Here is a 25,444-nt window from a genome sequence, read left to right on the forward strand (position 1 = left end):
TTCGCAAACAGAAATTGCCTGCTTTTATGAAAAACAGGCTGACTATATAGTGTTGAGAAACAATATCAAGTATTGAATTGAATTATACATACATTCTTGCATGTTCAGAAGTAATTTTTTATAATCCGAACCATAAATTTACATTTCCCACAAAACAACTATGAGAAGAACCAAAACCGAAGCCTTAAAAACCAAAGAATATCTCATGCTTGCCGCATTAGATACGTTTTATCAGAAAGGCATTGCCCGCACTTCGCTCAACGAAATCGCCCAAGCCGCAGGCGTAACGCGCGGCGCGCTGTATTGGCATTTCAAAAACAAAGAAGATTTGTTTGACGCCTTGTTCCAACGGATTTGCGACGACATCGAAAGCTGCATAAAAGGAGACTCGAACAACAATAACGAACAGGCTTGGTCAAGCTTCCGACTGACCCTGACCCGTTTTTTCGAGCGGCTGCAACACAACGAGCTTCACTATAAATTCCACAGCATTTTGTTTTTAAAATGCGAACACACCGAGCAAAACGAGGCGGTCATTGCCATCGCTAAAAAACACCAATCACTATGGCGTGAAAAAATCGTTGCCGTCCTGACTGATGCGGTACAACAAAAAGCATTGGCGGATAATTTGGATATCGATATGGCAGTCATCTTCATCAAGTCTTCATTAGACGGCTTGATTTGGCGCTGGCTTTCTTCAGGTCAAGGCTTCGATTTGGCGCAAACTGCCCCACGCATGATTGAAATCATCATTGATACATTGGAAAACCATCCGCAATTAAGAAAACAATCATAAACATCAAAAATAAAAGGCCGTCTGGAACATTAAAAGTTTCAGACGGCCTTTTGGTTCAAACCTGCTTAACGTGTTACCGGTTTGTAACGGATACGTTTCGGTTTCGCGCCTTCTTCACCCAAACGGCGTTTCTTGTCGGCTTCGTATTCTTGATAGTTGCCGTCAAAGAACACCCATTTAGAGTCGCCTTCACAAGCCAAAATATGCGTAGCGATACGGTCGAGGAACCAGCGGTCGTGCGAAATCACCATCACGCTGCCGGCAAATTCCAGCAATGCATCTTCCAGCGCGCGCAGGGTTTCCACGTCGAGGTCGTTAGACGGTTCGTCCAGCAGCAACACATTACCGCCGCTCAACAAGGTTTTTGCCAAGTGCAGACGGCCGCGTTCGCCGCCCGACAATTGACCTGCAATTTTGCTTTGGTCGCTGCCTTTGAAGTTGAAGCGTCCCAAATATTGGCGGGCTGGAATTTCAAACTGGCCAACCTGCAAAATGTCGCGGCCTTCGGCAATATTGTCGAACACGGTTTTGTCGTTTTGTAAACCTGCGCGGCTTTGGTCAATCAGGCTCATTTTCACGGTTTGGCCGATTTTTACTTCGCCGGAATCAGGCTGCTCTTTGCCTGAAATCATTTTGAACAGCGTAGATTTACCCGCGCCGTTCGGGCCGATGATGCCGACAATCGCGCCAGCAGGTACTTTGAAGCTCAAATCGTCAATCAGCACTTTATCGCCAAACGATTTGGAAACGTTCACAAATTCAATCACTTCGTTACCCAAACGCTCGGCAACAGGGATAAAGATTTCCTGCGTTTCATTGCGTTTTTGGTATTCGTAGTTGCTCATTTCTTCAAAACGCGCCAAACGCGCTTTGGACTTGGCTTGGCGGCCTTTGGCATTTTGGCGCACCCATTCCAATTCCTGCTTCATCGCTTTCACGCGTGCAGCTTCGGATTTTGCCTCGTTTTCCAAGCGTTTTTCTTTCTGCTCCAGCCAAGACGAGTAATTGCCTTTCCACGGGATACCGTATCCGCGGTCGAGTTCCAAAATCCATTCGGCGGCGTTGTCGAGGAAGTAGCGGTCATGTGTTACGGCAACGACTGTACCTGGGAAGCGTACCAAGAATTGCTCCAGCCATTCGACAGATTCTGCGTCCAAGTGGTTGGTCGGTTCGTCCAGCAGCAGCATATCGGGCTTGCTCAACAAGAGTTTGCACAAAGCGACGCGGCGTTTTTCACCACCGGACAGATTGCCGATTTTGGCATCCCAATCAGGCAGGCGCAACGCGTCGGCAGCAATTTCCAATTCATGCTCTGCACCGCCGCCGGTAGATGAACCCGCCGCAATAATCGCTTCCAAACGGCCTTGTTCTTCCGCCAACGCGTCAAAATCCGCATCAGGATTGGCATACTCGGCATATACTTCTTCCAAACGTTTTTGTGCGGCAGCCACTTCGCCCAAACCGCTTTCCACTTCCTCGCGCACAGTTTTCTCAGGATCAAGCTCAGGCTCTTGCGGCAAATAGCCGATTTTAATGCCGCCCATCGGCACGGCTTCGCCCTCAAATTCTTTATCCACGCCCGCCATAATCCGCAGTACAGTAGATTTACCCGCACCGTTCAAACCGAGCAAACCGATTTTTGCACCGGGGAAAAATGAAAGGGAAATGTCTTTAATAATGGTTTTTTGCGGCGGCACAACCTTGCTCACGCGCAGCATAGAATAGACGTATTGTTGGGACATAGTTTTCTCGTTTTCATCAAACAAATTTCAGACGGCCCATTTTAACCTATTGCCCCAATACTTGCTTGTTCAAATGCCGTCTGAAAATAGAAATAAGCATCAAAATATACACCGAGCCGAACCGATACCCTCATTGCCCGACGGTATCAATGCCAAACCGCAAAAAATTTGATTTAAGCCAGTTTATCCTTGAACTGGCATTGCCAATATCCGGCGCGCTTCATAAAATGCACCTATATCCTTGAAAGTACGCACACAAACAATAACGACAGAGAACGCCACACCAAGGAACCTTTCAGATTTCTCAATAAAAATACTTTTAAAAAAAGGATTTACCTCATGTCGGAAAATACGCAAAAAACAGCAAAACAAGGTTTGCCGTCACTGGCAAAAAGTACGATTTGGATGCTGAGCTTCGGCTATCTCGGCGTTCAGACGGCCTTTACCCTGCAAAGCTCACAAATGAGCCGAATTTTTCAAACTTTAGGCGCCGACCCGCATAATTTGGGCTGGTTTTTCATTCTGCCGCCGCTAGCCGGTATGTTGGTTCAGCCGATTGTGGGCTACTACTCAGACCGCACTTGGATGCCGCGCCTGGGCGGTCGTCGTCTGCCCTATCTGCTTTATGGCACGCTGATTGCAGTTATCGTCATGATTCTGATGCCGAACTCGGGCAGCTTCGGTTTTGGCTACGCTTCTTTGGCGGCTTTGTCGTTTGGCGCGCTGATGATTGCGCTGTTGGACGTATCCTCCAATATGGCAATGCAGCCGTTTAAAATGATGGTCGGCGACATGGTCAACGAGGAGCAGAAAAGCTACGCCTACGGGATTCAAAGTTTCTTAGCGAATACGGGCGCGGTTGTGGCGGCGATTCTGCCGTTTGTGTTTGCGTATATCGGTTTGGCGAACACGGCCGAAAAAGGCGTCGTACCGCAAACCGTGGTCGTAGCATTCTATGTGGGCGCAGCGTTGCTGATTATTACCAGTGCGTTCACCATCTTCAAAGTCAAAGAATACGATCCGGAAACCTACGCCCGCTATCACGGCATCGATGTCGCCGCGAATCAGGAAAAAGCCAACTGGTTCGAACTTTTGAAAACCGCGCCTAAAGCGTTTTGGACGGTGACTTTGGTGCAATTCTTCTGCTGGTTCGCCTTCCAATATATGTGGACTTACTCGGCAGGCGCGATTGCAGAAAACGTTTGGCAGACAACCGATGCCTCTTCCGTAGGCTACCAAGAAGCAGGCAACTGGTACGGCGTTTTGGCGGCGGTGCAATCCATTGCTGCCGTCATATGTTCGTTTATTCTGGCAAAAGTACCGAATAAATACCATAAAGCCGGTTATTTCGGTTGTCTGGCTCTGGGCGCGCTCGGTTTCTTCTCTATTTTCTTTATCCACAATCAATACGCATTAATCCTGTCTTATACCTTAATCGGCATCGCGTGGGCAGGTATCATTACCTATCCTTTGACGATTGTAACCAATGCCCTCTCCGGCAAACACATGGGTACTTATTTGGGTCTGTTTAATGGCTCTATCTGTATGCCTCAAATCGTCGCCTCCCTGCTGAGCTTTATCCTCTTCCCTATGCTGGGCAGCCATCAGGCAACCATGTTCTTGGTTGCAGGCGCAGTCTTGCTGCTGGGAGCCTTCTCTGTATGTCTGATTAAAGAGACCCACGGCGAATAATCCATCCATACCATCGGCAAAGGCCGTCTGAAACCTTTGCCGAACTTACGATTTTAATAACAGGAGCTTCATAAATGTACACAAGAATCATGGAAATCAGCCCTTGGACATTGCGTTCGGCAAAACTGGAAAAAGAATACAAACGGCTGCAAGAGAGCCTGACCAGTTTGGGCAACGGCTATATGGGTATGCGCGGCAACTTTGAAGAAACCTACTCCGCCGACAGCCACTTGGGCACCTACATCGCCGGTGTTTGGTTCCCCGACAAAACCCGCGTCGGTTGGTGGAAAAACGGCTATCCTAAATATTTTGGCAAAGCCATCAATGCGCTCAATTTCAGCAAAGTTAAAATCTTTGTCGACAATCAGGAAGTGGACTTGGCGAAAAACGACGTTGCCGACTTCTCCATCGAACTCGATATGCAGCACGGCGTGTTGCGCCGCTCGTTCACCGTATTCGGCGTGCGTTTCGATGTGTGCAAATTCCTGTCCGTCGCGCAAAAAGAGCTGGCGGTTATCCGCTGGGAAGCCGTATCCGTTGACGGCAAAACCCACCAAGTCCGCATCGATTCCATCATCGACGCCGATGTGAAAAACGAAGACTCCAACTATGAAGAAAAATTCTGGCAGGTATTGGACAAAGGCGTTTCAGACGGCCTCTCCTACATTGCCACCCAAACCGTCGCTAATCCCTTCGGCGTGGAACAATTCATCGTCAACGCCGAGCAAACCTTCGCCGGCAGCTTCAAAGCCCTTGGCGGCAGCCAAACCGACTGGCAGGTCTCCAATTCTTTTGAAGCTAAAGTCGGCAGCACGCCCGAAACCTTTGAAAAACGCGTGATTGTTACTACCAGCCGCGATTATCAGGGCTTGGAAGCAGTGAAAGCCGCAGGTCGCGCCTTGTCGGAAAAAATCGCAGGCGTTGCATTTGAAACCTTGCTGGACGCACACAAAGCAGGCTGGCTGCACCGTTGGGAAATCGCCGACGTGGTCATCGAAGGCAGCGACGAAGCGCAACAAGGCATCCGCTTCAACCTGTTCCAACTGTTCTCCACCTACTACGGCGAAGACGCGCGCCTGAATATCGGCCCCAAAGGTTTTACCGGCGAAAAATACGGCGGCGCGACCTATTGGGACACCGAAGCCTACGCCGTGCCGCTCTACCTCGCACTAGCGGAACCCGAAGTTACCCGCAACCTGCTGCAATACCGCCGCAACCAACTGCCGCAGGCGCAACACAACGCGCGCGAACAAGGCTTGGCAGGCGCACTCTATCCGATGGTGACGTTTACGGGCATCGAGTGCCACAACGAATGGGAAATCACCTTCGAGGAAATCCACCGCAACGGCGCGATTCCTTACGCCATCTACAACTACACCAACTACACCGGCGACGAAAGCTATCTTGCCAAAGAAGGCTTGGAAGTCTTGGTCGAAGTGTCCCGCTTCTGGGCGGACCGCGTCCACTTTTCCAAACGCAACGGCAAATACATGATTCACGGCGTAACCGGCCCGAACGAATACGAAAACAACATCAACAACAACTGGTACACCAACACCCTCGCTGCATGGGTATTGGATTACACCCACGAAGCCTTGGCGAAATACCCGCGTCCGGATTTGAACGTGAGTGCCGCCGAGCTGGAAAAATGGGCGGACATCAGCGCGAATATGTACCGTCCGCATGACGAAGAACTCGGCGTATTCGTCCAACACGACGGCTTCCTCGACAAAGACATCCGCCCCGTGTCCGCGCTTTCGCCCGACGATTTGCCGCTCAACCAGAAATGGTCGTGGGACAAAATCCTGCGTTCGCCCTTCATCAAACAGGCGGACGTATTGCAAGGCATCTACTTCTTCGGCGACCGTTTCAATATCGACGAAAAACGCCGCAACTTCGACTTCTACGAACCGATGACCGTTCATGAAAGCTCGTTGTCTCCATGTATCCACTCCATCCTCGCCGCCGAACTGGGCAAAGAAGAAAAAGCCGTGGAAATGTACCAGCGCACTGCCCGCCTGGACTTGGACAACTACAACAACGACACCGAAGACGGCCTGCACATTACTTCTATGACCGGCTCGTGGCTCGCCATCGTCCAAGGTTTCGCCCAAATGAAAACTTGGGGCGGCAAACTCAGCTTCGCACCGTTCCTGCCGAGCGCATGGACAGGCTACGCCTTCCATATCAACTACCGAGGCCGTCTGATTAAAGTCGCCGTCGGCAAAGAAAACGTCGTCTTCACCCTGCTCAAAGGCGAGCCGCTAGATTTGCAGGTGTACGGCAAAGACATCACGCTCAACGGCAGCCACACTGTCGCGTTGGAAAAATAAGGAGGGCACAAAATGACTTTTACCGCAGTCCTATTTGACCTCGACGGCGTCATTACCGACACCGCCGAATACCACTACCGCGCATGGAAAAAGCTTGCCGAAGAACTGGGCATCAGCATCGACCGCAAGTTTAACGAGCAGCTCAAAGGCGTATCGCGCGACGATTCGCTCAAACGCATCCTCGCGCACGGCGGCAAAACCGTCAGCGAAGTCGAGTTTGCCGAACTGACCCGCCGTAAAAACGACAACTACGTCGAGATGATTCAGGCAGTCAAACCCGAAGACGTATACCCCGGCATTTTGCCGCTGCTGGAAGCATTGAGAGCAAACGGCAAAAAAATCGCCCTCGCGTCCGCCAGTAAAAACGGTCCGTTTCTGCTGGAACGCATGGGGCTGACCCACTTCTTCGACGCCATTGCCGACCCTGCCGCCGTCGCGCATTCCAAACCCGCCCCCGACATCTTCCTCGCAGCAGCCGAGGGCGTAGGCGCGGACATCCGCCAATGCATTGGCATTGAAGACGCCGCCGCCGGCGTCGCCGCCATCAAAGCCGCCGGCGCATTGCCCATCGGCGTGGGCAAAGCCGAAGATTTGGGCAGCGACATCGCGCTGGTATCCGACACTGCCGACCTGACCTACGCCTACCTGCAAAACGTATGGGAACAATCAGACAGATAAAATATTAAGGAAGTAAAAGGCCGTCTAAAAAATATTTCAGACGGCCTTTCTGATTTTAGAACAGAATGATAACCCAACTTACGCAACCATAAAGACTGAATACCAACTTTTCAACCATGCTATTCAAATTTATTTGAACGACTTTCTATGACCTGCCAACCTTAACAATCACTATTAAAATGCGCGCCTATGTTCTGTCTCCGCCTGTATGCGGCTTGGGCGACAGCGAGGCTGCATTCGAGTAGGTTGCGGTTTTCGTATTCAGACGCGGTGTGCGGCTCGGCTTGGTTTTGCTTCCAAAGCCGCAGTTGGGCGATGGCGCGGCTCAGGCCGGTATCGTTGCGGAGGATGCCGAGATGGCGTTGGTTGAACGCTTGCAGGGCGGGACGGCTGAAGGTGTTTTGGAGGTCGTCTGAAAAGATACCTGCTTCAACAGAGGGGCTTTCAGACGACCTTTGGGACGGTACAGCTTGGAATGCTTGTCCGTCCGCGATGGTTTGGGCGGCAAGTCTGGCGGTAACGACGCATTCGAGTAGGGAGTTGCTGGCGAGGCGGTTGGCTCCGTGCAAGCCGGTGCAGGCTGTTTCACCTAAGGCGTAGAGCTGCGGCAGGGAGGTTCTGCCGCTGGGGTCGGTTTGGATGCCGCCGCAGGTATAGTGTTGCACGGGGCGGACGGGGATGGCTTGGCGCGTGATGTCCAAGCCGCATTGGGACAGGCAGTGCCGATGGATGGACGGGAAATGCTGGCGGACGAACGCTGCGGGTTGGCGGCTGATGTCGAGCGAGACGAAGTCTTGCGTTTGCTTGGCGATTTCGGCGGCGATGGCGCGGGCAACGATGTCACGCGGCGCGAGTTCGGCGCGGCGGTCGTAATGCGGCATAAACCGTTCGCCCGCTTGGTTGGTCAGGATGCCGCCTTCGCCGCGTACGGCTTCGGAAATCAGGAAGGTACGGCCGTTTTCAGACGACCTTGCCAAGCCTGTAGGGTGGAATTGGATAAATTCGAGGTTTTCGACTGCGCAACCTGCGCGTATCGCCATGGCGATGGCGTCGCCCGTGCATTCGGGCGGCGTGGTGGTGGCGGCGTAAATCTGTCCCAAGCCGCCGCCTGCGAGTACGGTATGGCTGGCACGGATGCTGTAGGTTTCTTGCGCTCGGCGGTCGAGGACGGTCAGTCCGCACGCTGCACCCGATTCGGTTTGGATGTCCAACGCCATCTGCCGCTCGCAAACGCGGATGCTCGGGCGGCGGCGTATTTGGGCAATCAGGCTCTGCATGACTGCTTCGCCCGTGTAGTCGGCGACGTGGGCGATTCGGCGGCAGGTGTGCCCGCCTTCGCGCGTCAGGTGCAAGTCATTATTATTTTGGTCGAATGCCACGCCCTGCGCCAGCAGCCATTCGATTGCCGGTTTGCCTTGCGACAGGATGGTGCGGACGGCAGCTTCGTCGCACAAACCTGCGCCCGCTTCCAAAGTATCGGCGACGTGTTTTTCGATGTCGTCCTCTCCCGACCACGCCGCCGCAATCCCGCCTTGCGCATGACGGCTGGCGGTGTCGTCCAGCCGGTTTTTGCACAAAATGACGATGCGGAACGATTCAGGCAGCGACAGGGCGAGCGTCAGTGCCGCCAGCCCGTTTCCGGCAATCAATACGTCGCAATCGGTTTGCATGGTGTTGTCCTTGTTTGAGAGGCCGTCTGAAACGGCAATATTGACAGCAAATCAGGCGGGTCCCATGCCGTTGAACACATCTTTTTTCTTCAGCCCTGCCGCGAAGTCGAGCATACGCTGCAAAGGCAGTTTGGCGGCTTCGCCCAGCTTTCTGTCCAACAGGATTTCGTTGTGCCCGCTCGTCAGGGCGTGTTTGATGCCGCCCAGCGAATTCATTGCCATCCACGGGCAGAACGCGCAGCTTTTGCAGCTTCCGCCGTTGCCCGCCGTCGGTGCGGCGATAAATTCTTTGTCGGGCGCCTGCTTTTGCATTTCGTGCAGGATGCCCAAATCGGTCGCCACGATGAATTTTTTTTCGGGGCGCGATACGGCGGCTTTCAGTAGTTTGCTGGTCGAGCCGACCACGTCGCCCAGCTCGATGACGCTTTGCGGCGATTCGGGATGAACCAGTACCACCGCGTCGGGGTGTTCCGCCTTCAACGCTGCCAATTCCTGCCCTTTGAATTCGTTGTGGACGATGCACGAACCCTGCCACAACAGCATATCCGCGCCCGTTTCGCGGCGGATATAGTCGCCGAGGTGGCGGTCGGGTCCCCAAATCAGCTTCTCACCGCGCGATTTCAGATACGATACGATTTCCAACGCCACCGAAGACGTTACCACCCAATCGGCACGCGCTTTCACGGCGGCGGAAGTGTTGGCGTACACAACGACCGTGCGGTCGGGGTGTTGGTCGCAAAACGCTGAAAACGCTTCTTCCGGACAACCCAAATCCAAAGAACATTCTGCTTCCAAATCAGGCATCAGCACTGTTTTTTCAGGACAGAGGATTTTTGCGCTCTCGCCCATGAAGCGTACGCCCGCCACCACCAGCGTATCGGCTTCGTGTTCCGCGCCGAAGCGTGCCATTTCCAACGAATCGCCCACGCATCCGCCCGTTTCCAAAGCCAAATCCTGAATCAGCGGATCAACATAATAATGCGCTACCAAGACCGCGTTTTTCTCCTTCAGCAAAGCCTTGATTTCGTCTTTCAGACGACCTGCCGTTTCGCGGTCGGGCGTGTCGGCAACCTTTGCCCACGCCTGACGGATTTGGCAGGCGGAAGTCGGTGTTTGGATGAGGGGCATATCGTAATCGAACGAGCGGCGGGCGGCGGTTTGCATGAGACTTCCTTATGGCTGGTTTTTCAGACGGCATAAAGATTTGCCGTTTATATTTTGAAATATTTTTATATTATGCTCAAATTGAGTATAATAAGCAAGGTCGTCTGAAAACCGCTTTGGTTTACAATAAGGTTTCCTCTTGAATGAAAGCCACGCATGGATGCCTATCCTGAAACAGCAGCCAATACGCAAAGTATCGTCGAGCTTGTTCCTGTACTGATTGCCATTACAAATGGCAGCTTGAGGGTTTTGACAGTTGCCAAAGGAGAGCTATTACCCAATGGCCTGCTTGCACCGCTTCGCCACTCTCTGCAAGCAGGAGTCAGGATGTGGGTTGCCAAACAGACATCACAGCCTATGGGCTATGTAGAACAGCTTTATACGTTTGTAGATACGCGCCGTCAAAACGAGCAAGGCCTACCTGTCTTGTACGTCAGCTATTTGGGACTGGTGCGCGAGGCAGCCGACAGCATCCTGCACCCGGATGCGAAATGGCAGGACTGCTACTGCTATTTTCCGTGGGAAGATTTGCGCACTGACGGCGGGCTGCGCGATACCATCGTCAGCCGCCTGCGCATTTGGGCAAACTCGGCGGATACGGAGGAAGTGCGCCAGAAGCGGCTCAAGCGCATTCAATTGTGCTGGGGGGTAGAACCTGAAAATTGGTCGGAAGAATACGTTTTGCAACGCTATGAAATGCTATACGAAAGCGGCCTGATAGCGGAAGCAGCCGAGTCTCAGGAAAACTTCAATTTCTCACTCACGGGGCAGCCTATGCGCCACGACCACCGCCGCGTACTGGCGACAGCCTTATCCCGCCTACGAGCCAAAATCAAATACCGCCCCGTGATTTTTGAACTGATGCCGCCCGAATTCACACTGCTGCAACTGCAAAACAGCGTCGAAGCCATCAGCGGCAGATTGCTGCACAAGCAAAACTTCCGCCGCCAGATTCAGCAGCAAAACCTCATCGAGCCGTCGGATACCGGCGTATCAGGCAGTAAAGGCCGTCCTGCACAGCTTTACCGATTCCGCGACGACGTCCTACCCGATCAGCTGATTTCTGATATTGGACTGCCGCTGGGTAGCCACTAACTGATTTTCAGACGGCCTCAAATTAAATTTTGTCCCATCAGGCAAATATCAATATTTTTCAACAAAGGAACCTTCATGTCGTCTGAAAACAATCTTCTTCCTCTACCCGATACCCTGTTGCGCCCCATGGTAGAACAAGCCTTGAGCGAAGATTTAGGCAGGCGAGGCGATGTTACGTCCGCCGCCGTTATCACTCCCGACAAAACCGCCAAACTTTTCCTCGTCAGCCGCAAAGACGGCGTTATCGCCGGCATGGATTTGGCGCGTCTTGCCTTTCAGACGATGGATCCGTCCGTCCGTTTCCAAGCCGAAATCCAAGATGGGCAAGCCGTTTGCGTAGGTCAGACACTTGCCACCATCGCAGGAAACGCCCGCGCGCTGCTCGCCGTCGAACGTACTGCGCTCAACTATCTTACGCACTTGAGCGGCATCGCCACCGCCACCGCACATGCAGTAGCCGAAGTTGCTGGTTACAATGTGGACATCGTGTGCAGCCGCAAAACCATCCCACTGCTTCGCGTCCTGCAAAAATACGCCGTAAGGGCAGGCGGCGGCGTAAACCACCGCATGGGCTTGGACGACGCCGTACTCATCAAAGACAACCACCTCGCCTATTGCGGCAGCATCGCCCAAGCCGTTCGGCAAGCGAAGCAGGCGGTCGGACCGTTGACTTGCGTGGAAATCGAAGTGGACACGTTGGCACAACTGGACGAAGCCATCGCGGCTGGCGCGGAACGGATTTTGCTGGACAACATGGACGACGAAACCTTGAAAGAAGCGGCAAACCGCTGCCACACACAAACCGTCCACACACACACCATCTATTGCGAAGCATCGGGTGGCATCGGCTTCGACCGCCTGAAGCGCGTGGCACAAACCGGCGTGGACGGCATCGCCCTCGGCTATCTGACCCACAGCAGCCGCTCGTTGGATATAGGTTTGGATTTCGTGGCTTAAATTTCGAGTTTGCTATAAAGCAAAGGCCGTCTGAAATTTCAGACGGCCTTTAATATTTCCCATCAACCCAACGTTACCATTTCAATCTGCTCCATACTTCTGCCTAAGAAGCGTTCGCCGATGGTACGGAAACGCAGTGGGATGTCGCTGACATAGAAGCGGTAATCCGGGTTGTCGTTTTCTGTATTCAGCAAACCTGCTTGCGCTAAGGCTTTGGCGGTGGCTTCGGCGGTGGTGATGGCGGAGTCGACCAAGGTAACGTTTTGTGCTTCGCAGCCGATAAGCGGTTTGAGCAGTGGGAAGTGGGTACAACCCAACACCAGCGTATCAATGTCGTCGGCCAAAAGCGGCTTCAAGTATTCGCGCACGGTCAGGCGGGTGACTTCGTGATCGAGCCAGCCTTCTTCTACCAATGGCACAAGCAGGGGCGCGGCTTGTGTGCGCACCAGCGTGTCGTTGTTTTTTGAATGGATGGCACGCGCGTAGGCATTGCTGTTGACGGTGGTGTTGGTCGCGATAATGCCGATTCGGTTGTTTTTAGTGGTTTGCAAAGCAGCTTCCGCACCGGCGGAAATGACGTCCAATACGGGCATATTGCCTGCTTTTTGGCGGATTTTTTGTCCGGCAACGGCAGCGATGGTGTTGCACGCGATGACGAGTGCTTTGACATCGTTTTCCAGCAGGAAATCGACAATCTGCATGGCGAAGGTTTCGATGGTGGCGCGGGATTTGGTGCCATAGGGAACGCGTGCGGTATCGCCGAAATAGATGATGTTTTCCATCGGCAGGCGTTCCATCAGGGCGCGGACGTTGGTCAAGCCGCCGACACCGGAATCGAATACGCCGATGGGGCGTTGTTTGCTGGTACTCATGGTTAATTTCTTCAATATAAAGTCGAGGCCGTCTGAAACCGTTTTTCAGACGGCCTGAAGGTTAAACATATTCTTTTTTATCGTTTTCCATCCAAGCCTGATGCGAGCAAATCCACAACAGTACGATACCGCATACGGTCGAGCTTAACATCATACCGGCCATTACCAAGGCGGAACCATTATGCAGCCAAGTCGTTGCCATACCGACCGATGCGCCGACAAGGGATTGGAACACGCCTAAAACCGCATTTGCGCTGCCGCCCTCTGCACTGAAATAGCTCATAAAGCAGGCCTGAGTGTTCGCTCCGACCAAGCCTTGCGTACCGACTGAAAACATCACGCATGGTACCAAAGCCCACAAAGGCGGCAGAGACAGCGACAATACCAAAACTGTCATCAGCAGATTGGCGGCAAATTGGACGATAATGCCCCATTTGAGGATATTTTGCGGATGCGTACCAGTTTTCAAACGCCATGCGGTAACGCGGTTAAACGACATCATGGTAATGATATTGAGCGCAAATATCCAAGCATATTGGTTTGGTGAAACATGATACAGGTGTTGGTACACAAACGACGATTCGGTCAAAAAGGCAAACATCGAACCGAAACTGAAAGCTTGAAAAAACAAATAGCCCATCGCGGCACGCGTTCTCAAAACGCGTTTAAACCTGCCTGCCACCACACCGAACACGTCCATGCTGATTTTGCCTTTTTGATGCGGCTTGGGCAGGAAATACCACATCAAACCCCAAAGCAGCAGCGAATAGCAGGCCAGAAAGCCGAAAATCATGCGCCAGCCACCCAAATTCTGCAAGCCTGCACCAATCATCGGCGCCATCAATGGCACAATCATCAGAATGATGCCGATTAAGGCAAACATCTGCGCGGCTTTGCGTCCGGAATAATAATCGCGCACTATCGCGCCGGAAATCACCACGGTCATCCCCGCACCAAACGCCTGCAAGGCACGCAAGTTCAATAGCTGCTCGACATTATTCACCATCGTCAAACCGACAACGGCGGCAAAGTAAATGCTCAATCCCACCAAGGCGACAGGTTTACGGCCTTTAATATCCGAAATCGAACCGCCGACCACCTGGCCAAATGCCACGCCAAACATAAAAAAGCTCAGGCTTTGCTCGATGCGGTGGATGTCCGAACCCAGCGACTTTGCCATTTCGGGAATTGCAGGCAGATAAGCATCGACAGAAAACGGCATCAGCGCGACCAACATCGCCATCAGCACGGCCATGGTTTTTTCGCCCAAAGGGGCTTGTTGTACAGTCATTCCGATTTTCGCTTTCGTAACAAACTATTCAAAAAACAAAGAAAACAACCGCCTTGTCAGACGGTTGCGTGTTGGATGGAATTATAGCAGATTTCAACCCTATCCAATCACTGCAAAAAAACCTTTGCAAAACTTAAGGCCGTCTGAAACTTTGCTTGGTTGAATCCCCCCGCTGCAAACGTTAAAATGCTTGTTTTTTAAGACAACACATTGTTTCACATCACGGATTCTAAGGAATAATCATGACTACATTTCAAATTGCGCGTGCCGACGGGAAAACGCTCGAAATCCAAGGCAAAATGGCCAACCGCCACGGCTTGATCGCCGGTGCGACCGGTACGGGTAAAACCGTTACCCTGCGCCGTATGGCGGAAGCCTTCAGCAGCGAAGGCGTCCCAGTATTCTTAGTCGATGTCAAAGGCGATTTGTCGGGCATCGCGCAAGCCGGTGCCAACAGCGGCAAAGTGGGCGAACGCATCGCCGAGTTTGATTTGGGCGAACAATGGCTGCAAAGTTTCCCCGTGCGCTTTTGGGATGTTTACGGCGAAACCGGTATTCCCGTACGCGTAACCGTTTCGGAAATGGGTCCTATGCTTTTGGCCCGTCTGATGAATCTGAACGACACGCAAGAAGGCCTGCTCAACCTTGTGTTCAAAGTTGCCGACGACAGAGGCTGGCACATTCTGGACTTGAAAGACCTGCGCAGCATGTTGAAACACGTTTCCGACCATGCTTCGGAATACCGCACGCAATACGGCAACGTTTCCGCCGCCAGTATCGGCGCGATTCAGCGTCAGCTTTTGACGCTGGAGAACGAAGGCGCAGAAAAATTCTTCGGCGAACCTTCCCTCAACCTGCAAGACTGGATGCAAACCGACAACGGCAAAGGCATCATCAACATCCTCAATTCCGAAAAACTGATGCGTTCGCCGCGTATGTACAGCGCATTTTTGCTGTGGATGCTGGCAGAATTGTTTGAAACCCTGCCCGAAGTCGGCGATTTGGACAAACCAAAATTCGTGATGTTCTTCGACGAAGCGCATTTGATGTTCGACAATGCCGCCAATGCGCTGGTCGAACAAATCGAACAAGTTGTGCGCCTGATCCGTTCCAAAGGCGTGGGCGTATATTTCGTTACCCAAAACCCGCTTGACTTACCCGATACCATTCTCGGCCAACTGGGTAACCGCGTACAACACGCCCTACGTGCCTTTACACCGCGCGACCAAAAAGCAGTCAAAGCCGCTGCCGAAACCTTCCGTAGCAACCCAAACATCAAAGTTGCCGAAGCGATTGCCGAACTCGGCGTCGGCGAAGCCCTTGTTTCCTTCCTTGATGAAAAAGGTATGCCCGAGCCGGTAGAACGCGCCCTCATCCTGCCGCCGCAATCTTCCTTAACCCCGCTTGCCGCAGAAGAGCGCAACCGTTTGTTCCAAAACGACGATTTGTATCCGACCTATAAAGACATGGTGGACAACTACTCCGCTTTTGAAGCCTTAGCCGAAGCAGACAGCCAAGCAGCCGCGGAAAAAGAAGCCGCAAATGCCGCCAAAGAGCAGGAAAAAGCACAAAAAGCCGCAGAAAAAGAAGCCACCAATGCCGATCCCGGCATCCTCGGCGGACTAATCGGCGGTTTGAGCGGCGGACGTAAAAAATCCGGCCAAGGTTTGGGCTACAACGTTGCCGACGCCATCGGCAGCCAAATCAACCGTCAAGTGACCAACGCCATTTCCCGCAGCGTAATGGGCATTATTAAAAATATGTTCAAATAATCAGCCTGCAAACACAAAAAGGCCGTCTGAAAATCAATTTCAGACGGCCTTTTATTTATCAATCCAATCAGTTTTTCATCGATTGAACCGGAGCCGGGATTCTACCGCCTCGGTTGACGAACACTTCGCATGAGCCTTCTTTGACCGGCATTACAGGCGCGTAGCCTAACAGGCCGCCGAACTCGACGCTGTCGCCGACGGTTTTTCCGGTTACCGGAATAATGCGCACGGCAGTGGTTTTGCTGTTGATCATGCCGATGGCGGCTTCGTCAGCGATGATACCGGAAATGGTATGAGCAGGCGTATCGCCGGGTACGGCAATCATATCCAAACCAACGGAGCAGACAGCGGTCATCGCTTCGAGTTTGTCCAGCGTCAGCACGCCTGCTTCGGCGGCGGCAATCATGCCTTCATCTTCGGAAACGGGGATAAACGCGCCGCTCAAACCGCCGACCGCGCTGGAAGCCATCATGCCGCCCTTTTTCACGGCATCGTTCAGCAATGCCAAGGCAGCCGTCGTGCCGTGCGTACCGCAGACGCTCAAGCCCATTTCTTCAAGGATGCGCGCCACCGAGTCGCCAACAGCGGGGGTCGGTGCCAGCGACAAATCGAGAATACCAAACGGGATATTCAACATTTTTGAGGCTTCGCGGCCGATAAGTTCGCCCACGCGGGTAATTTTGAAAGCGGTTTTCTTCACGACTTCCGCAACTTCGGTCAATGTCGTTGCATCTGAATTTTCCAATGCGGCTTTTACGACACCCGGGCCGGATACGCCGACATTGATAACGGCATCCGCTTCGCCCGAACCGTGAAACGCGCCCGCCATAAATGGGTTGTCTTCCACCGCGTTGCAGAACACGACGATTTTGGCGCAGCCGAAACCTTCGGGCGTAATTTCAGCCGTGCGTTTGATGGTTTCGCCTGCCAACTTGACCGCATCCATATTGATACCGGCGCGCGTGCTGCCGATATTGATGGAGCTGCACACGATATCGGTGGTTTTCATCGCTTCGGGAATGGAACGGATCAACACCTCATCCGAAGGCGACATGCCTTTTTGCACCAGCGCAGAAAAGCCGCCGATAAAGGACACGCCGATGGCTTTGGCAGCCTTATCCAAAGTTTGCGCCACGCTGACATAGGAATCGGCATGGGTGGCCGCCGCGATTTGGGCAATCGGCGTAACGGAAATGCGCTGATTCACAATCGGCACGCCGTATTTGGCAGACAGATATTTTGCCGTTGCTACCAAGTCCTTACCGGCAGTGGTGATTTTGTTGTAAATGTTTTGGTTCAATACATTGATATCGCTGCTGATACAGTCGTGCAGATCAATGCCGATGGTAATGGTGCGCACGTCAAAATTCTGGTCGGCCACCATTTTGACGGTTTCTAAAATCTCGCCGGATTGAATACTCATGGCTCTCCCTCCGACTTAAATACGGTGCATGGCTTGGAAAATTTCTTCGTTTTGCATACGAATATCAAGCGCGAGTTTTTTGCTCTCTTCCGCAAACAAATCCAAAACTTCTTGACGCGATTTGGTGCATTTTGAAGTGTCCACCAAAATAATCATGGTAAAAAAATCGTCCATCAGCTGTTGGCTGATGTTGAGAATATTGATTTGGTTTTCCGCTAAAATTTTGGAAACGTCGTACACAATGCCCACACGGTCTTTACCGATGACGGTGATGACTGAATTGTTCATAACGCTGTTTCTCCTCATAGGATATTTGAAAAGTGTTGACAATTATAACACTCAGGCCGTCTGAAAAACTGTTTCAGACGGCCTGAGTATTCAAATTTCAATTTTAATTATCGTCCTGCTTTCAAAGCCTGCCATAGGCGAACGCTGAGTTTGCTCGCATCGGTTGACTTGGGAGAGACGATGAAGCTTTTTTCCATCAATTCTTTACTTGGGAAAATCGATTCGTCAGAGGTGTATTTTTCATCCATCAAATCACGCGCCGGACGGCTGGCCGGAGCATAAGTCACATAGTTGCCGTTTTTGGCCGCTGTTTCTGGATTGAGCGTGTGATTGATGTATTTGTGTGCATTGGCCACATTTTGCGCATCACGCGGAATCATCAACGAATCCACCCAAATACCGACACCGCTTTTCGGCGCCAATACTTCGACTTCGACGCCGTTTCCTGCTTCTTTGGCACGGGTTTTGGCAATATTGAGGTCGCCGCCGTAGCCTACCGATACGCAAAGATTACCGGCAGCCATATCGTCGATATAGCCGGATGAGGTAAAGCGTTTGATATCGGGGCGCACTTTTTTCATCATATCGACAGCTGCTTTGATGTCATCAGGGTTTTCGCTGTTCGGATCTTTGCCCAAATAATGCAAAGCCAAAGGAACTTGCTCGATGGCGCTGTCGAAATAGCTGATGCCGCAGGATTTCAGTTTTTGGGTGTATTCAGGATTGAACACCAAATCCCATTCATTTTCAGGCAGCTTGTCCGTACCCAAAGCCTTTTGAACCTGCTGTTTGTTAATCGCCAGCGTATTGATGCCCCAGAAATAAGGGACGGCATATTCGTTGCCCGGATCGACGGTTTCCATCATTTTCAACAAATCGAGATCGATATTGGCGTAATCGGGAATTTGCGATTTGTCGATTTTTTGATACGCGCCTGCTTTAATCTGACGGCCGACATTAGCAATAGACGGCGCAACCAGGTCATAACCCGACTTGCCGGTCAGCAGCTTGGCTTCCAGCGCTTCGTTGCTGTCGTAGTAATCGTAGCGGACGTTGATATGTGTTTTGTTTTCAAACGCAGACAGCGTGGCCGGATCGACATAATCCGACCAGTTGTAGATATTGAGTTTATCGGTTTGGGAAGAGGAGGTTTGAGATGCGGAAGATTCTGCGGCGGTTCCTTGTCCGCCGCCGCACGCAGTCAAGACGAGGCTCACGATTGCCGCCGCCATCAAAGATTTTTTCATGGTTTCAGACCTTTTGTTCGGGGGGTAAAAATATTGCAGCGGTGGCAGATGCCACTTACAAAAGGGAAACTGTGGGGGCGGCCGGCATGTGTCCTTTGCCCTTGATTCAGCAAGGTTTGCATTAAACGGCAAAAAGCTTTTGAATGCAAGACCTTAAAGCAGAAAAAAATTTCATTTTTCAGACGGCCTGAAGCTATGGTTTTATTCATAAACAACATTTTTTGAAAAACGGTTTCATGCCGTCTGGAAAAAACTGTGGGCTTATTCAGACGGCCTCAAGATTTGTCAAAACCGCCCAATTTGTGGGAAAATTGCACGATTAAATTTAATGAAGGGCGACCCCGTGTTAGACAGAGAAGGCTATCGCCCCAATGTCGGTATTATCCTGATTAACGAACGTAACGAAGTCTTTTGGGGCAAACGCGTACGCGAACATTCATGGCAATTTCCGCAAGGCGGCATCAAGCCGGGCGAAAGCCCTGAGACCGCCATGTACCGCGAGTTGTACGAAGAAGTCGGCCTGCTGCCGCAACATGTCAAAATCGTTGGCCGTACGCGCGACTGGTTGCGTTATGACGTTCCCAGCCACTGGGTGCGCCGCGAATGGCGCGGTTCATATCGCGGACAAAAACAGATTTGGTATCTTTTGCGTTTGGTCGGCCGCGACAGCGACGTCAACCTCCGCGCCTGCCATCATCCTGAATTTGACGGCTGGCGCTGGCACCAATACTGGGCGCCGGTTGACGAAGTCATCGACTTCAAGCGCGGCGTGTATTTGGACGCATTAACCGAACTCTCCCGTTTCTTGCGCGGCATAGAAAGCTATGAAGACTTTATCCGGCGCAATCCAATAGAAAACCTATAATCCAAACGCTTTCAGGCCGTCTGAAAGCGTTGTTTTTCATCCTTTCAGACGGCCTTTACATTATTCCTATGGCTAAAAACAATCAATACAGCGAATCCAGCATTACCGTCCTCAAAGGCTTGGAGCCGGTCAAAGAACGTCCCGGCATGTACACCCGTACCGACAGCCCGACCCATATCTGTCAGGAAGTAATTGATAATGCGGCGGACGAGGCGTTAGGTGGTTTTGCAACTGCAATCGACGTGCAAATTCATGAAGACGGTTCGCTTTCCGTCCGTGATAACGGCCGCGGCATTCCCGTCGGCCTGCACCCTGAAGAAGGCGTACCCGTAGTCGAACTCGTCTTCACCCGTCTGCACGCAGGTGGCAAGTTCAACAAAAAAGACGGCGGCAGCGCCTATGCCTTTTCAGGCGGCCTACACGGCGTCGGCGTATCTGTGACCAACGCCCTTTCCACCCGCCTTGAAGTAACGGTCAAACGCGAAGGCAAAGTCCACCGCATCGTCTTTTCCGGTGGCAACGTCATTGAGTCATTGACTGAAGTGGGCAAATGCGCCGTCAAAGACAGCGGCACCGAAGTGCGCGTCTGGCCGGACGGCAAATATTTTGAAAGCCCGAATTACAGCATTCCCGAACTCGAGCGCCTATTGCGCGCCAAAGCCGTCTTGTTGCCGGGCGTACGCGTTTCCCTGACCCGTCCGGTTAAAGGCGAAAACGAAACATACACCCAAACTTGGCACTATCCAGACGGCTTGAAAAGCTATCTGACCGACCTCATTGCCGACGCGCAAGAAGCCGTGCCTATCTTCTCTTGTGAAAACTACATTTCAGACGGCCACAACGGCGATTTCAGTATCGGAGAAGGCGCCGCGTTTGCCCTGACTTGGCTGGAAGAAGGCTCGTGTGCCAACGAAAGCTACGTCAACCTCATCCCCACCCCTCTGGGCGGTACGCACGAAGCAGGCTTGAAACAAGCCGTGTTTAACGCCGTCAACAACTTCATCAATCTGCACAACCTCTTGCCGCGCGGCGTGAAAGTGCAAAGCGACGACGTGTTCAGCAAAACCGCCTTCGTCCTCTCTGCCCGCGTCCTCGACCCTCAGTTCCAAGGTCAGACCAAAGACAAGCTAACCAACCGCGACGCGCTGAAACTCGTTGCCACCGTATCGGGCGATCCTTTGGAATTGTGGCTGAACCAAAACGTGGACTTCGGCAAAAAAATCGCCGAACTCGCCATCCGTCAGGCACAGGCGCGGATGCGTTCGGTTAAAAAAATCGAAAAGAAAAAAGGCAGCGGCGTCGCTGTCTTACCCGGCAAACTGACCGACTGCGAAAGTGAAGACATCCGCGAAAACGAACTCTTCCTTGTCGAAGGCGATTCCGCCGGCGGCTCAGCCAAACTTGCCCGCGACAAAGCCACGCAGGCCATCTTGCCCCTGCGCGGTAAGGTGCTCAACAGCTTCGAAGTCCACCCCGACCAACTCTTCGGTAACGCTGAAATCCATGATATTTCCGTTGCCATCGGCGTTGATCCGCACGGCATCAACGACAATCCCGACTTAAGCGGCCTGCGCTACGGCAAAATCACCATCCTGTCCGATGCCGACGTAGACGGTTCGCATATTCAAGTTTTGCTGTTGACCCTGTTCTACCGCCACTTCCCGAAACTGGTCGCTGACGGACACATCTACGTCGCCCAGCCGCCGCTGTTCCGCGTCGATGTCAACGCACAAGGCAAAAGCAAACCCGCCCGCAAATTCTACGCCCTCGACCAAAACGAACTCGATAGCATTTTGGAGCGGCTGCAAAAAGAAGGCGTTAAAGAAACCGCCTATTCCATCAGCCGTTTCAAAGGCTTGGGCGAGATGAACCCCGATCAGCTCAAAGACACCACCATGCACCCCGACACCCGCCGTCTATTGCAGGTACAAATCCCAGAAGGCGCAGATGACGAAACACGCGACATCTTCGTCAAACTGATGGGTAAAGGCGAAGCCGCCGCCCGCCGCGCATGGATGGAAAAAGAAGGCGATACCGCAGAATTGGATATCTAATCCATTGTTTCAATAGACTAAAGGCCGTCTGAAACTTTAAAAATTTCAGACGGCCTTTTTTAAAATCATCAGAAATTAAGATCAAACAGTATTTCAATATCCTATTACTTACCTGTTTCTATTTTCGCAGCTTAATTGTGTCTTTAAAACAAATAAAAAAGCACTGATATAATCAGTGCTTTTTAAATAATGGCGCGGCGGACGGGGCTCGAACCCGCGACCCCCGGCGTGACAGGCCGATACTCTAACCAACTGAGCTACCACCGCGCATCCACTGTCAAAGACAATGAAAGGAAACTTGGTGGGTGATGACGGAGTCGAACCGCCGACATTCTGCTTGTAAGGCAGACGCTCTACCAACTGAGCTAATCACCCGATAAGCCGACATTAAATCAAAAAATCAGGCTACGCGCAAGGTTTTTATTTAAATAAAAATATATCCCATTGAAAGAATATAGAATATTTTATTTAACCGCAAAAATTACCGTTATACCGTTCTATCAATCAAAAATCAAATGTCCCAATTTATCCGCTTTAGTATGCAGATAACGTTCATTTTCCACATTTTCGCCGACATGTAATGCAATCCGTTCGACCACATTAATGCCGGAATCTTTCAATGTTTGGATTTTTTCAGGATTATTGGTCAACAACTTGACTTCACGAATATGCAGATAATCATAAATCTGCTTGGCCAAAGTGAAGTCGCGTGCATCAACAGGAAGGCCGAGCGCTACATTGGCCTCAACCGTATCCAAGCCCTGATCTTGCAGACGATAAGCACGGATTTTGTTTATCAAACCAATGCCCCTGCCTTCTTGGCGCAAATATACGATAACGCCACGCCCTTCTTTCTGAACGGTCTGCATTGCTGCTTGAAGCTGAGGGCCGCAATCACATTTCACCGAAAATAAAGCATCGCCGGTCAAGCACTCGGAATGAATACGCGACAACACAGGCAGGCCGTCTGAAACATCGCCCATTGTCAATGCAACATGTTCCTGACCGCCCTCTTCTTCAAAGCCGTGCATGGTAAACTCGCCCCATTCCGTAGGCAAACGGCATGACGCAACAAACTTCAAGGCGTTACTCATTTTCCGCTTCCTCTTTTTCAGCCACGCCCAACAGATTTTTCAAAGAATCCAACAGCGCCAAGGCAAGGGCAATCCAAGCCACCAATACTTCATCGGGCGCGCCGTCTTTGACATCAAACTCGGCATGTACCACACCCAAAACCGCACCGCTGGGCATACAGACAGGAACTGAAATCTGACTCAAACCGGGATGATTGCGTTCGTCCGACAATTCACCAATTTCCTGCCAATACGCCACATTCTGACAAACATTCATCCAACCGCTTTGCGCCGTACGCACAGCCAAAAAAGCCTGTCCGGACTGCTCGTCGATTGGAATCACATTTTCCAACGGCACGCCCCAACGGCTCAGACGGATCAGCGACAACGCGCCATCTTTCGGAAATGCTGTATAAACCGCTGCGCTTTTCAAATGCTCGGTGCGCTCGGCAACCGAATCCAAAGCCATAAAAATCTGTTTCAGCAACAATTCATGTTCGGCATCAACATAATCCGCCAACTGCCAACCGTCTTCAGACGGCCACAAAATCGAACGCTCAACAGAAGCATTTCCCATTTTAATCACAGCCTGGGCAGTAAAATAAGCAACATGTATCTCATCCGCAGGCAACTTCAAACCTTGCGTCTGCAAAAAATCTTTAATCAATAAAGCAGGCATCTGCCCTTCCTCACCAATAGTAAAGTTGAGGCCGTCTGAAAACAAACCCTGCTTTCAGACGGCCGGAATAAACCATTATATAAGGGATAAGCCGAAAAATTCAAGCAAACAAGACTTTGCACCCCCATTAATCTTGTGTATAATCCACTGTTCAAATTAGTGCGGACGTGGCGAAATTGGTAGACGCACCAGATTTAGGTTCTGGCGCCGCGAGGTGTGAGAGTTCGAGTCTCTCCGTCCGCACCACACTCAAAATGAGCAGCTTTCGGGCTGCTTTTTTTACATCTATTCCACTATATACCCTATTCAAAATCAAAACTGCTTTTAATTTTTTGACCTTTGCAAAAAAGGGGTTTATTTGGGGGTATAACAGACGTTTCCACTTATCTTTCAGACGGCCTATCATTTATGTTGAATCCATCGCAAAAACTTGTCGAATTGGTCCGTATCCTTGAAGAACGTGCCTATATTTTTCCGGGAGATCCCGTTCAGGCGACGGAAGCGTTGCGACATATTGATGGCGGCAACGAGGAAAAACTGATACACCGTGCCCAAATTATTGACCGCGACCAGCATTTGAAATATGTGTTGCAACAGGTGGAGACAGGCTCGTTTTGGCTTTGGATTGTTGCGGCGACGTTGTTGTTTACGGTCGGTTTTTCCAGTACTTATCTTTTGATGGACAATCAGGGGCTGAACTTTTTTCTGGTATTGGCCGGGATTTTGGGCATGAATACAGTCATGCTGCTGGTGTGGCTGGCGACTTTATTCCTGCATTTGAAAAATGTGCACTTTATCAGCAGTCCGGCAACTTGGTTCCGAGGCAAAGATCCTGTCAATCAGGCAATTTTGCGGCTTTATGTGGATGAATGGCGCAAACCGCAAACGCGTTGGCTGATTGGTGCAACTTCACACGGTCTGTGGCTATGCACGCTGTCGGGAATGTTGGTTTCTGTTTTGCTGCTGCTTTTGGTGCGTCAATATACGTTCAACTGGGAAAGTACGCTTTTAAGTAATACGGCATTGGTGAAAACGGTTGAGGCTTTGTCATGGCTGCCGGAACGTTTGGGCTTTCCTGTTCCCGACAGTCAGGCAGTAATTGCAGGCCGTCTGAACAATCATATCGAAGATGCACGCGCTTGGGCGGGTTTACTCATCGGCAGCATTATCTGCTATGGCATTCTGCCGCGCTTGCTTGCTTGGCTGGCTTGCAAGATTACTTTAAAAACCCTTCGCGAACGTTTGGATTTGAATCAGCCCTACTATCAAAACATCCTCCGCACATGGCAAACGAAAATTGTCGACGCCGATGATTTTCAGGAAAACATCGTTCCCGTTTCATCTAAAATTACGCTGAATAATGCGCCCAAATGGGCTGTTACACTGGAAACGGAATGGCCTGATCCGCTTTGGTTTTCCGGCGTTTTGGCGCAAGAATGGATAGACAAAGGCGTGGCCGCCGGCAGAAAAGATTTGGAACAATTAGAAGCCGAATTGAAACAAACTCCGGCGCAACTTCTCATCGGCGTACGCACGCAAACTGTTCCCGACCGCGGCATTTTGCGTCAAATCAGCCGCTTGGCCGAAGCTACGGACGGCGGCGTTATCATTCAGCTTTTGAATCAAGACAGTTTCTCTGAAGATTTGGATACCAAACTGGATTATTGGCGCGATGCGCTGGCAGAGAGAAACATTGCCTGGCTGGAGCCGACCCGTTTGGCACAAGAAAAACGGCAAAGCGCTATTTGACAGA

Annotated in this window: 20 protein-coding genes and 3 tRNA genes; 11 read left to right on the forward strand and 12 right to left on the reverse strand. The window is 51.5% G+C overall.

The window, feature by feature from the left end; translation table 11 throughout:
• The first annotated feature begins 160 nt into the window (after window positions 1–160).
• Entirely contained in the window at window positions 161–796 is a 636-nt protein-coding gene (mtrR, locus tag ACTHSA_RS09900; RefSeq protein WP_440367251.1) for a multidrug efflux system transcriptional repressor MtrR, read from the forward strand.
• A gap of 65 nt (window positions 797–861) precedes the next feature.
• Here the strand turns inward: mtrR and ettA are convergent, their stop codons facing one another.
• Window positions 862–2,538, reverse strand: a complete 1,677-nt coding sequence (gene ettA / locus ACTHSA_RS09905; protein WP_049336209.1) for an energy-dependent translational throttle protein EttA — start codon at window positions 2,536–2,538, stop codon at window positions 862–864.
• Window positions 2,539–2,877: 339 nt separating this feature from the next.
• Here ettA and ACTHSA_RS09910 point away from each other — a divergent pair, with 339 nt between their 5' ends.
• The 3 genes from ACTHSA_RS09910 (at window position 2,878) to pgmB (ending at window position 7,241) form a co-directional block, all read left to right on the forward strand.
• On the forward strand, window positions 2,878–4,230 hold the full coding sequence (locus ACTHSA_RS09910; RefSeq protein WP_049336211.1) for an SLC45 family MFS transporter: 1,353 nt from the start codon (window positions 2,878–2,880) through the stop codon (window positions 4,228–4,230).
• A 74-nt stretch (window positions 4,231–4,304) separates the two neighbouring features.
• Window positions 4,305–6,563, forward strand: coding sequence for a glycoside hydrolase family 65 protein (locus ACTHSA_RS09915; RefSeq protein ID WP_049336213.1), 2,259 nt, complete (start codon window positions 4,305–4,307; stop codon window positions 6,561–6,563).
• Window positions 6,564–6,575: 12 nt separating this feature from the next.
• Window positions 6,576–7,241 (forward strand): beta-phosphoglucomutase, encoded by a 666-nt coding sequence (pgmB, locus tag ACTHSA_RS09920; protein WP_049336215.1) that lies wholly within the window; start codon window positions 6,576–6,578, stop codon window positions 7,239–7,241.
• 161 nt (window positions 7,242–7,402) lie between these two features.
• Here the strand turns inward: pgmB and nadB are convergent, their stop codons facing one another.
• Complete coding sequence (nadB, locus tag ACTHSA_RS09925; RefSeq protein WP_004520497.1) at window positions 7,403–8,911, reverse strand: L-aspartate oxidase; 1,509 nt, start codon at window positions 8,909–8,911, stop codon at window positions 7,403–7,405.
• A gap of 51 nt (window positions 8,912–8,962) precedes the next feature.
• A complete protein-coding gene (gene nadA / locus ACTHSA_RS09930; protein WP_003747473.1) occupies window positions 8,963–10,075 on the reverse strand; it encodes a quinolinate synthase NadA in 1,113 nt (370 codons plus the stop codon).
• A gap of 156 nt (window positions 10,076–10,231) precedes the next feature.
• Here nadA and ACTHSA_RS09935 point away from each other — a divergent pair, with 156 nt between their 5' ends.
• A complete protein-coding gene (locus ACTHSA_RS09935; RefSeq protein ID WP_049343932.1) occupies window positions 10,232–11,170 on the forward strand; it encodes an NUDIX hydrolase in 939 nt (312 codons plus the stop codon).
• 75 nt (window positions 11,171–11,245) lie between these two features.
• Window positions 11,246–12,127: a carboxylating nicotinate-nucleotide diphosphorylase gene (gene nadC, locus ACTHSA_RS09940; protein ID WP_004520494.1), complete on the forward strand. Its 882-nt coding sequence runs from the start codon at window positions 11,246–11,248 to the stop codon at window positions 12,125–12,127.
• Window positions 12,128–12,189: 62 nt separating this feature from the next.
• Here nadC and murI read toward each other — a convergent pair whose 3' ends face one another.
• A complete protein-coding gene (murI, locus tag ACTHSA_RS09945) occupies window positions 12,190–12,999 on the reverse strand; it encodes a glutamate racemase (RefSeq protein WP_049343929.1) in 810 nt (269 codons plus the stop codon).
• A 61-nt stretch (window positions 13,000–13,060) separates the two neighbouring features.
• The gene (locus tag ACTHSA_RS09950) at window positions 13,061–14,290 is read right to left on the reverse strand and encodes a multidrug effflux MFS transporter (RefSeq protein ID WP_440368023.1); all 1,230 of its coding nucleotides are present in this window, start codon (window positions 14,288–14,290) and stop codon (window positions 13,061–13,063) included.
• Between the two features lie 242 nt (window positions 14,291–14,532).
• Here ACTHSA_RS09950 and ACTHSA_RS09955 point away from each other — a divergent pair, with 242 nt between their 5' ends.
• Complete coding sequence (locus tag ACTHSA_RS09955) at window positions 14,533–16,062, forward strand: helicase HerA-like domain-containing protein (RefSeq protein WP_070711978.1); 1,530 nt, start codon at window positions 14,533–14,535, stop codon at window positions 16,060–16,062.
• A 67-nt stretch (window positions 16,063–16,129) separates the two neighbouring features.
• On the opposite strand, the gene ACTHSA_RS09960 is transcribed toward ACTHSA_RS09955, so the two are convergent.
• From ACTHSA_RS09960 to ACTHSA_RS09970, 3 genes are all read right to left on the reverse strand, one after another.
• A complete protein-coding gene (locus ACTHSA_RS09960; RefSeq protein ID WP_070711977.1) occupies window positions 16,130–17,485 on the reverse strand; it encodes a PFL family protein in 1,356 nt (451 codons plus the stop codon).
• Window positions 17,486–17,500: 15 nt separating this feature from the next.
• A complete protein-coding gene (locus ACTHSA_RS09965) occupies window positions 17,501–17,773 on the reverse strand; it encodes an ACT domain-containing protein (protein ID WP_003680574.1) in 273 nt (90 codons plus the stop codon).
• 107 nt (window positions 17,774–17,880) lie between these two features.
• Window positions 17,881–19,020 (reverse strand): polyamine ABC transporter substrate-binding protein, encoded by a 1,140-nt coding sequence (locus ACTHSA_RS09970; protein WP_440367948.1) that lies wholly within the window; start codon window positions 19,018–19,020, stop codon window positions 17,881–17,883.
• Between the two features lie 328 nt (window positions 19,021–19,348).
• Here ACTHSA_RS09970 and ACTHSA_RS09975 point away from each other — a divergent pair, with 328 nt between their 5' ends.
• The gene (locus ACTHSA_RS09975) at window positions 19,349–19,885 is read left to right on the forward strand and encodes an RNA pyrophosphohydrolase (protein ID WP_049343910.1); all 537 of its coding nucleotides are present in this window, start codon (window positions 19,349–19,351) and stop codon (window positions 19,883–19,885) included.
• A gap of 68 nt (window positions 19,886–19,953) precedes the next feature.
• Complete coding sequence (gene parE / locus ACTHSA_RS09980; protein WP_440378880.1) at window positions 19,954–21,939, forward strand: DNA topoisomerase IV subunit B; 1,986 nt, start codon at window positions 19,954–19,956, stop codon at window positions 21,937–21,939.
• Between the two features lie 190 nt (window positions 21,940–22,129).
• On the opposite strand, the gene ACTHSA_RS09985 is transcribed toward parE, so the two are convergent.
• The 4 genes from ACTHSA_RS09985 to ACTHSA_RS10000 all read right to left on the reverse strand — a co-directional run bounded on the left by ACTHSA_RS09985 (window position 22,130) and on the right by ACTHSA_RS10000 (window position 23,691).
• Window positions 22,130–22,206, reverse strand: a tRNA-Asp gene (locus tag ACTHSA_RS09985).
• Window positions 22,207–22,238: 32 nt separating this feature from the next.
• Window positions 22,239–22,314 (reverse strand) — tRNA-Val (locus ACTHSA_RS09990).
• A 125-nt stretch (window positions 22,315–22,439) separates the two neighbouring features.
• On the reverse strand, window positions 22,440–23,033 hold the full coding sequence (ribA, locus tag ACTHSA_RS09995; protein ID WP_440367376.1) for a GTP cyclohydrolase II: 594 nt from the start codon (window positions 23,031–23,033) through the stop codon (window positions 22,440–22,442).
• Window positions 23,026–23,691: a hypothetical protein gene (locus tag ACTHSA_RS10000; protein WP_440367374.1), complete on the reverse strand. Its 666-nt coding sequence runs from the start codon at window positions 23,689–23,691 to the stop codon at window positions 23,026–23,028. Before ACTHSA_RS10000 ends, ribA begins: the two co-directional genes overlap by 8 nt.
• Window positions 23,692–23,852: 161 nt before the next feature.
• Here ACTHSA_RS10000 and ACTHSA_RS10005 point away from each other — a divergent pair.
• Window positions 23,853–23,937 (forward strand) — tRNA-Leu (locus ACTHSA_RS10005).
• 162 nt (window positions 23,938–24,099) lie between these two features.
• Window positions 24,100–25,440 carry a DUF2868 domain-containing protein gene (locus ACTHSA_RS10010; protein ID WP_049336242.1) on the forward strand — a complete coding sequence of 447 codons (1,341 nt, stop codon included), beginning with the start codon at window positions 24,100–24,102 and terminating at the stop codon, window positions 25,438–25,440.
• The last annotated feature ends 4 nt before the right edge of the window (window positions 25,441–25,444 follow it).

It is taken from the genome of Neisseria sp. P0008.S002 (assembly GCF_051962805.1).
Taxonomy (GTDB): Bacteria; Pseudomonadota; Gammaproteobacteria; order Burkholderiales; family Neisseriaceae; genus Neisseria; species Neisseria perflava.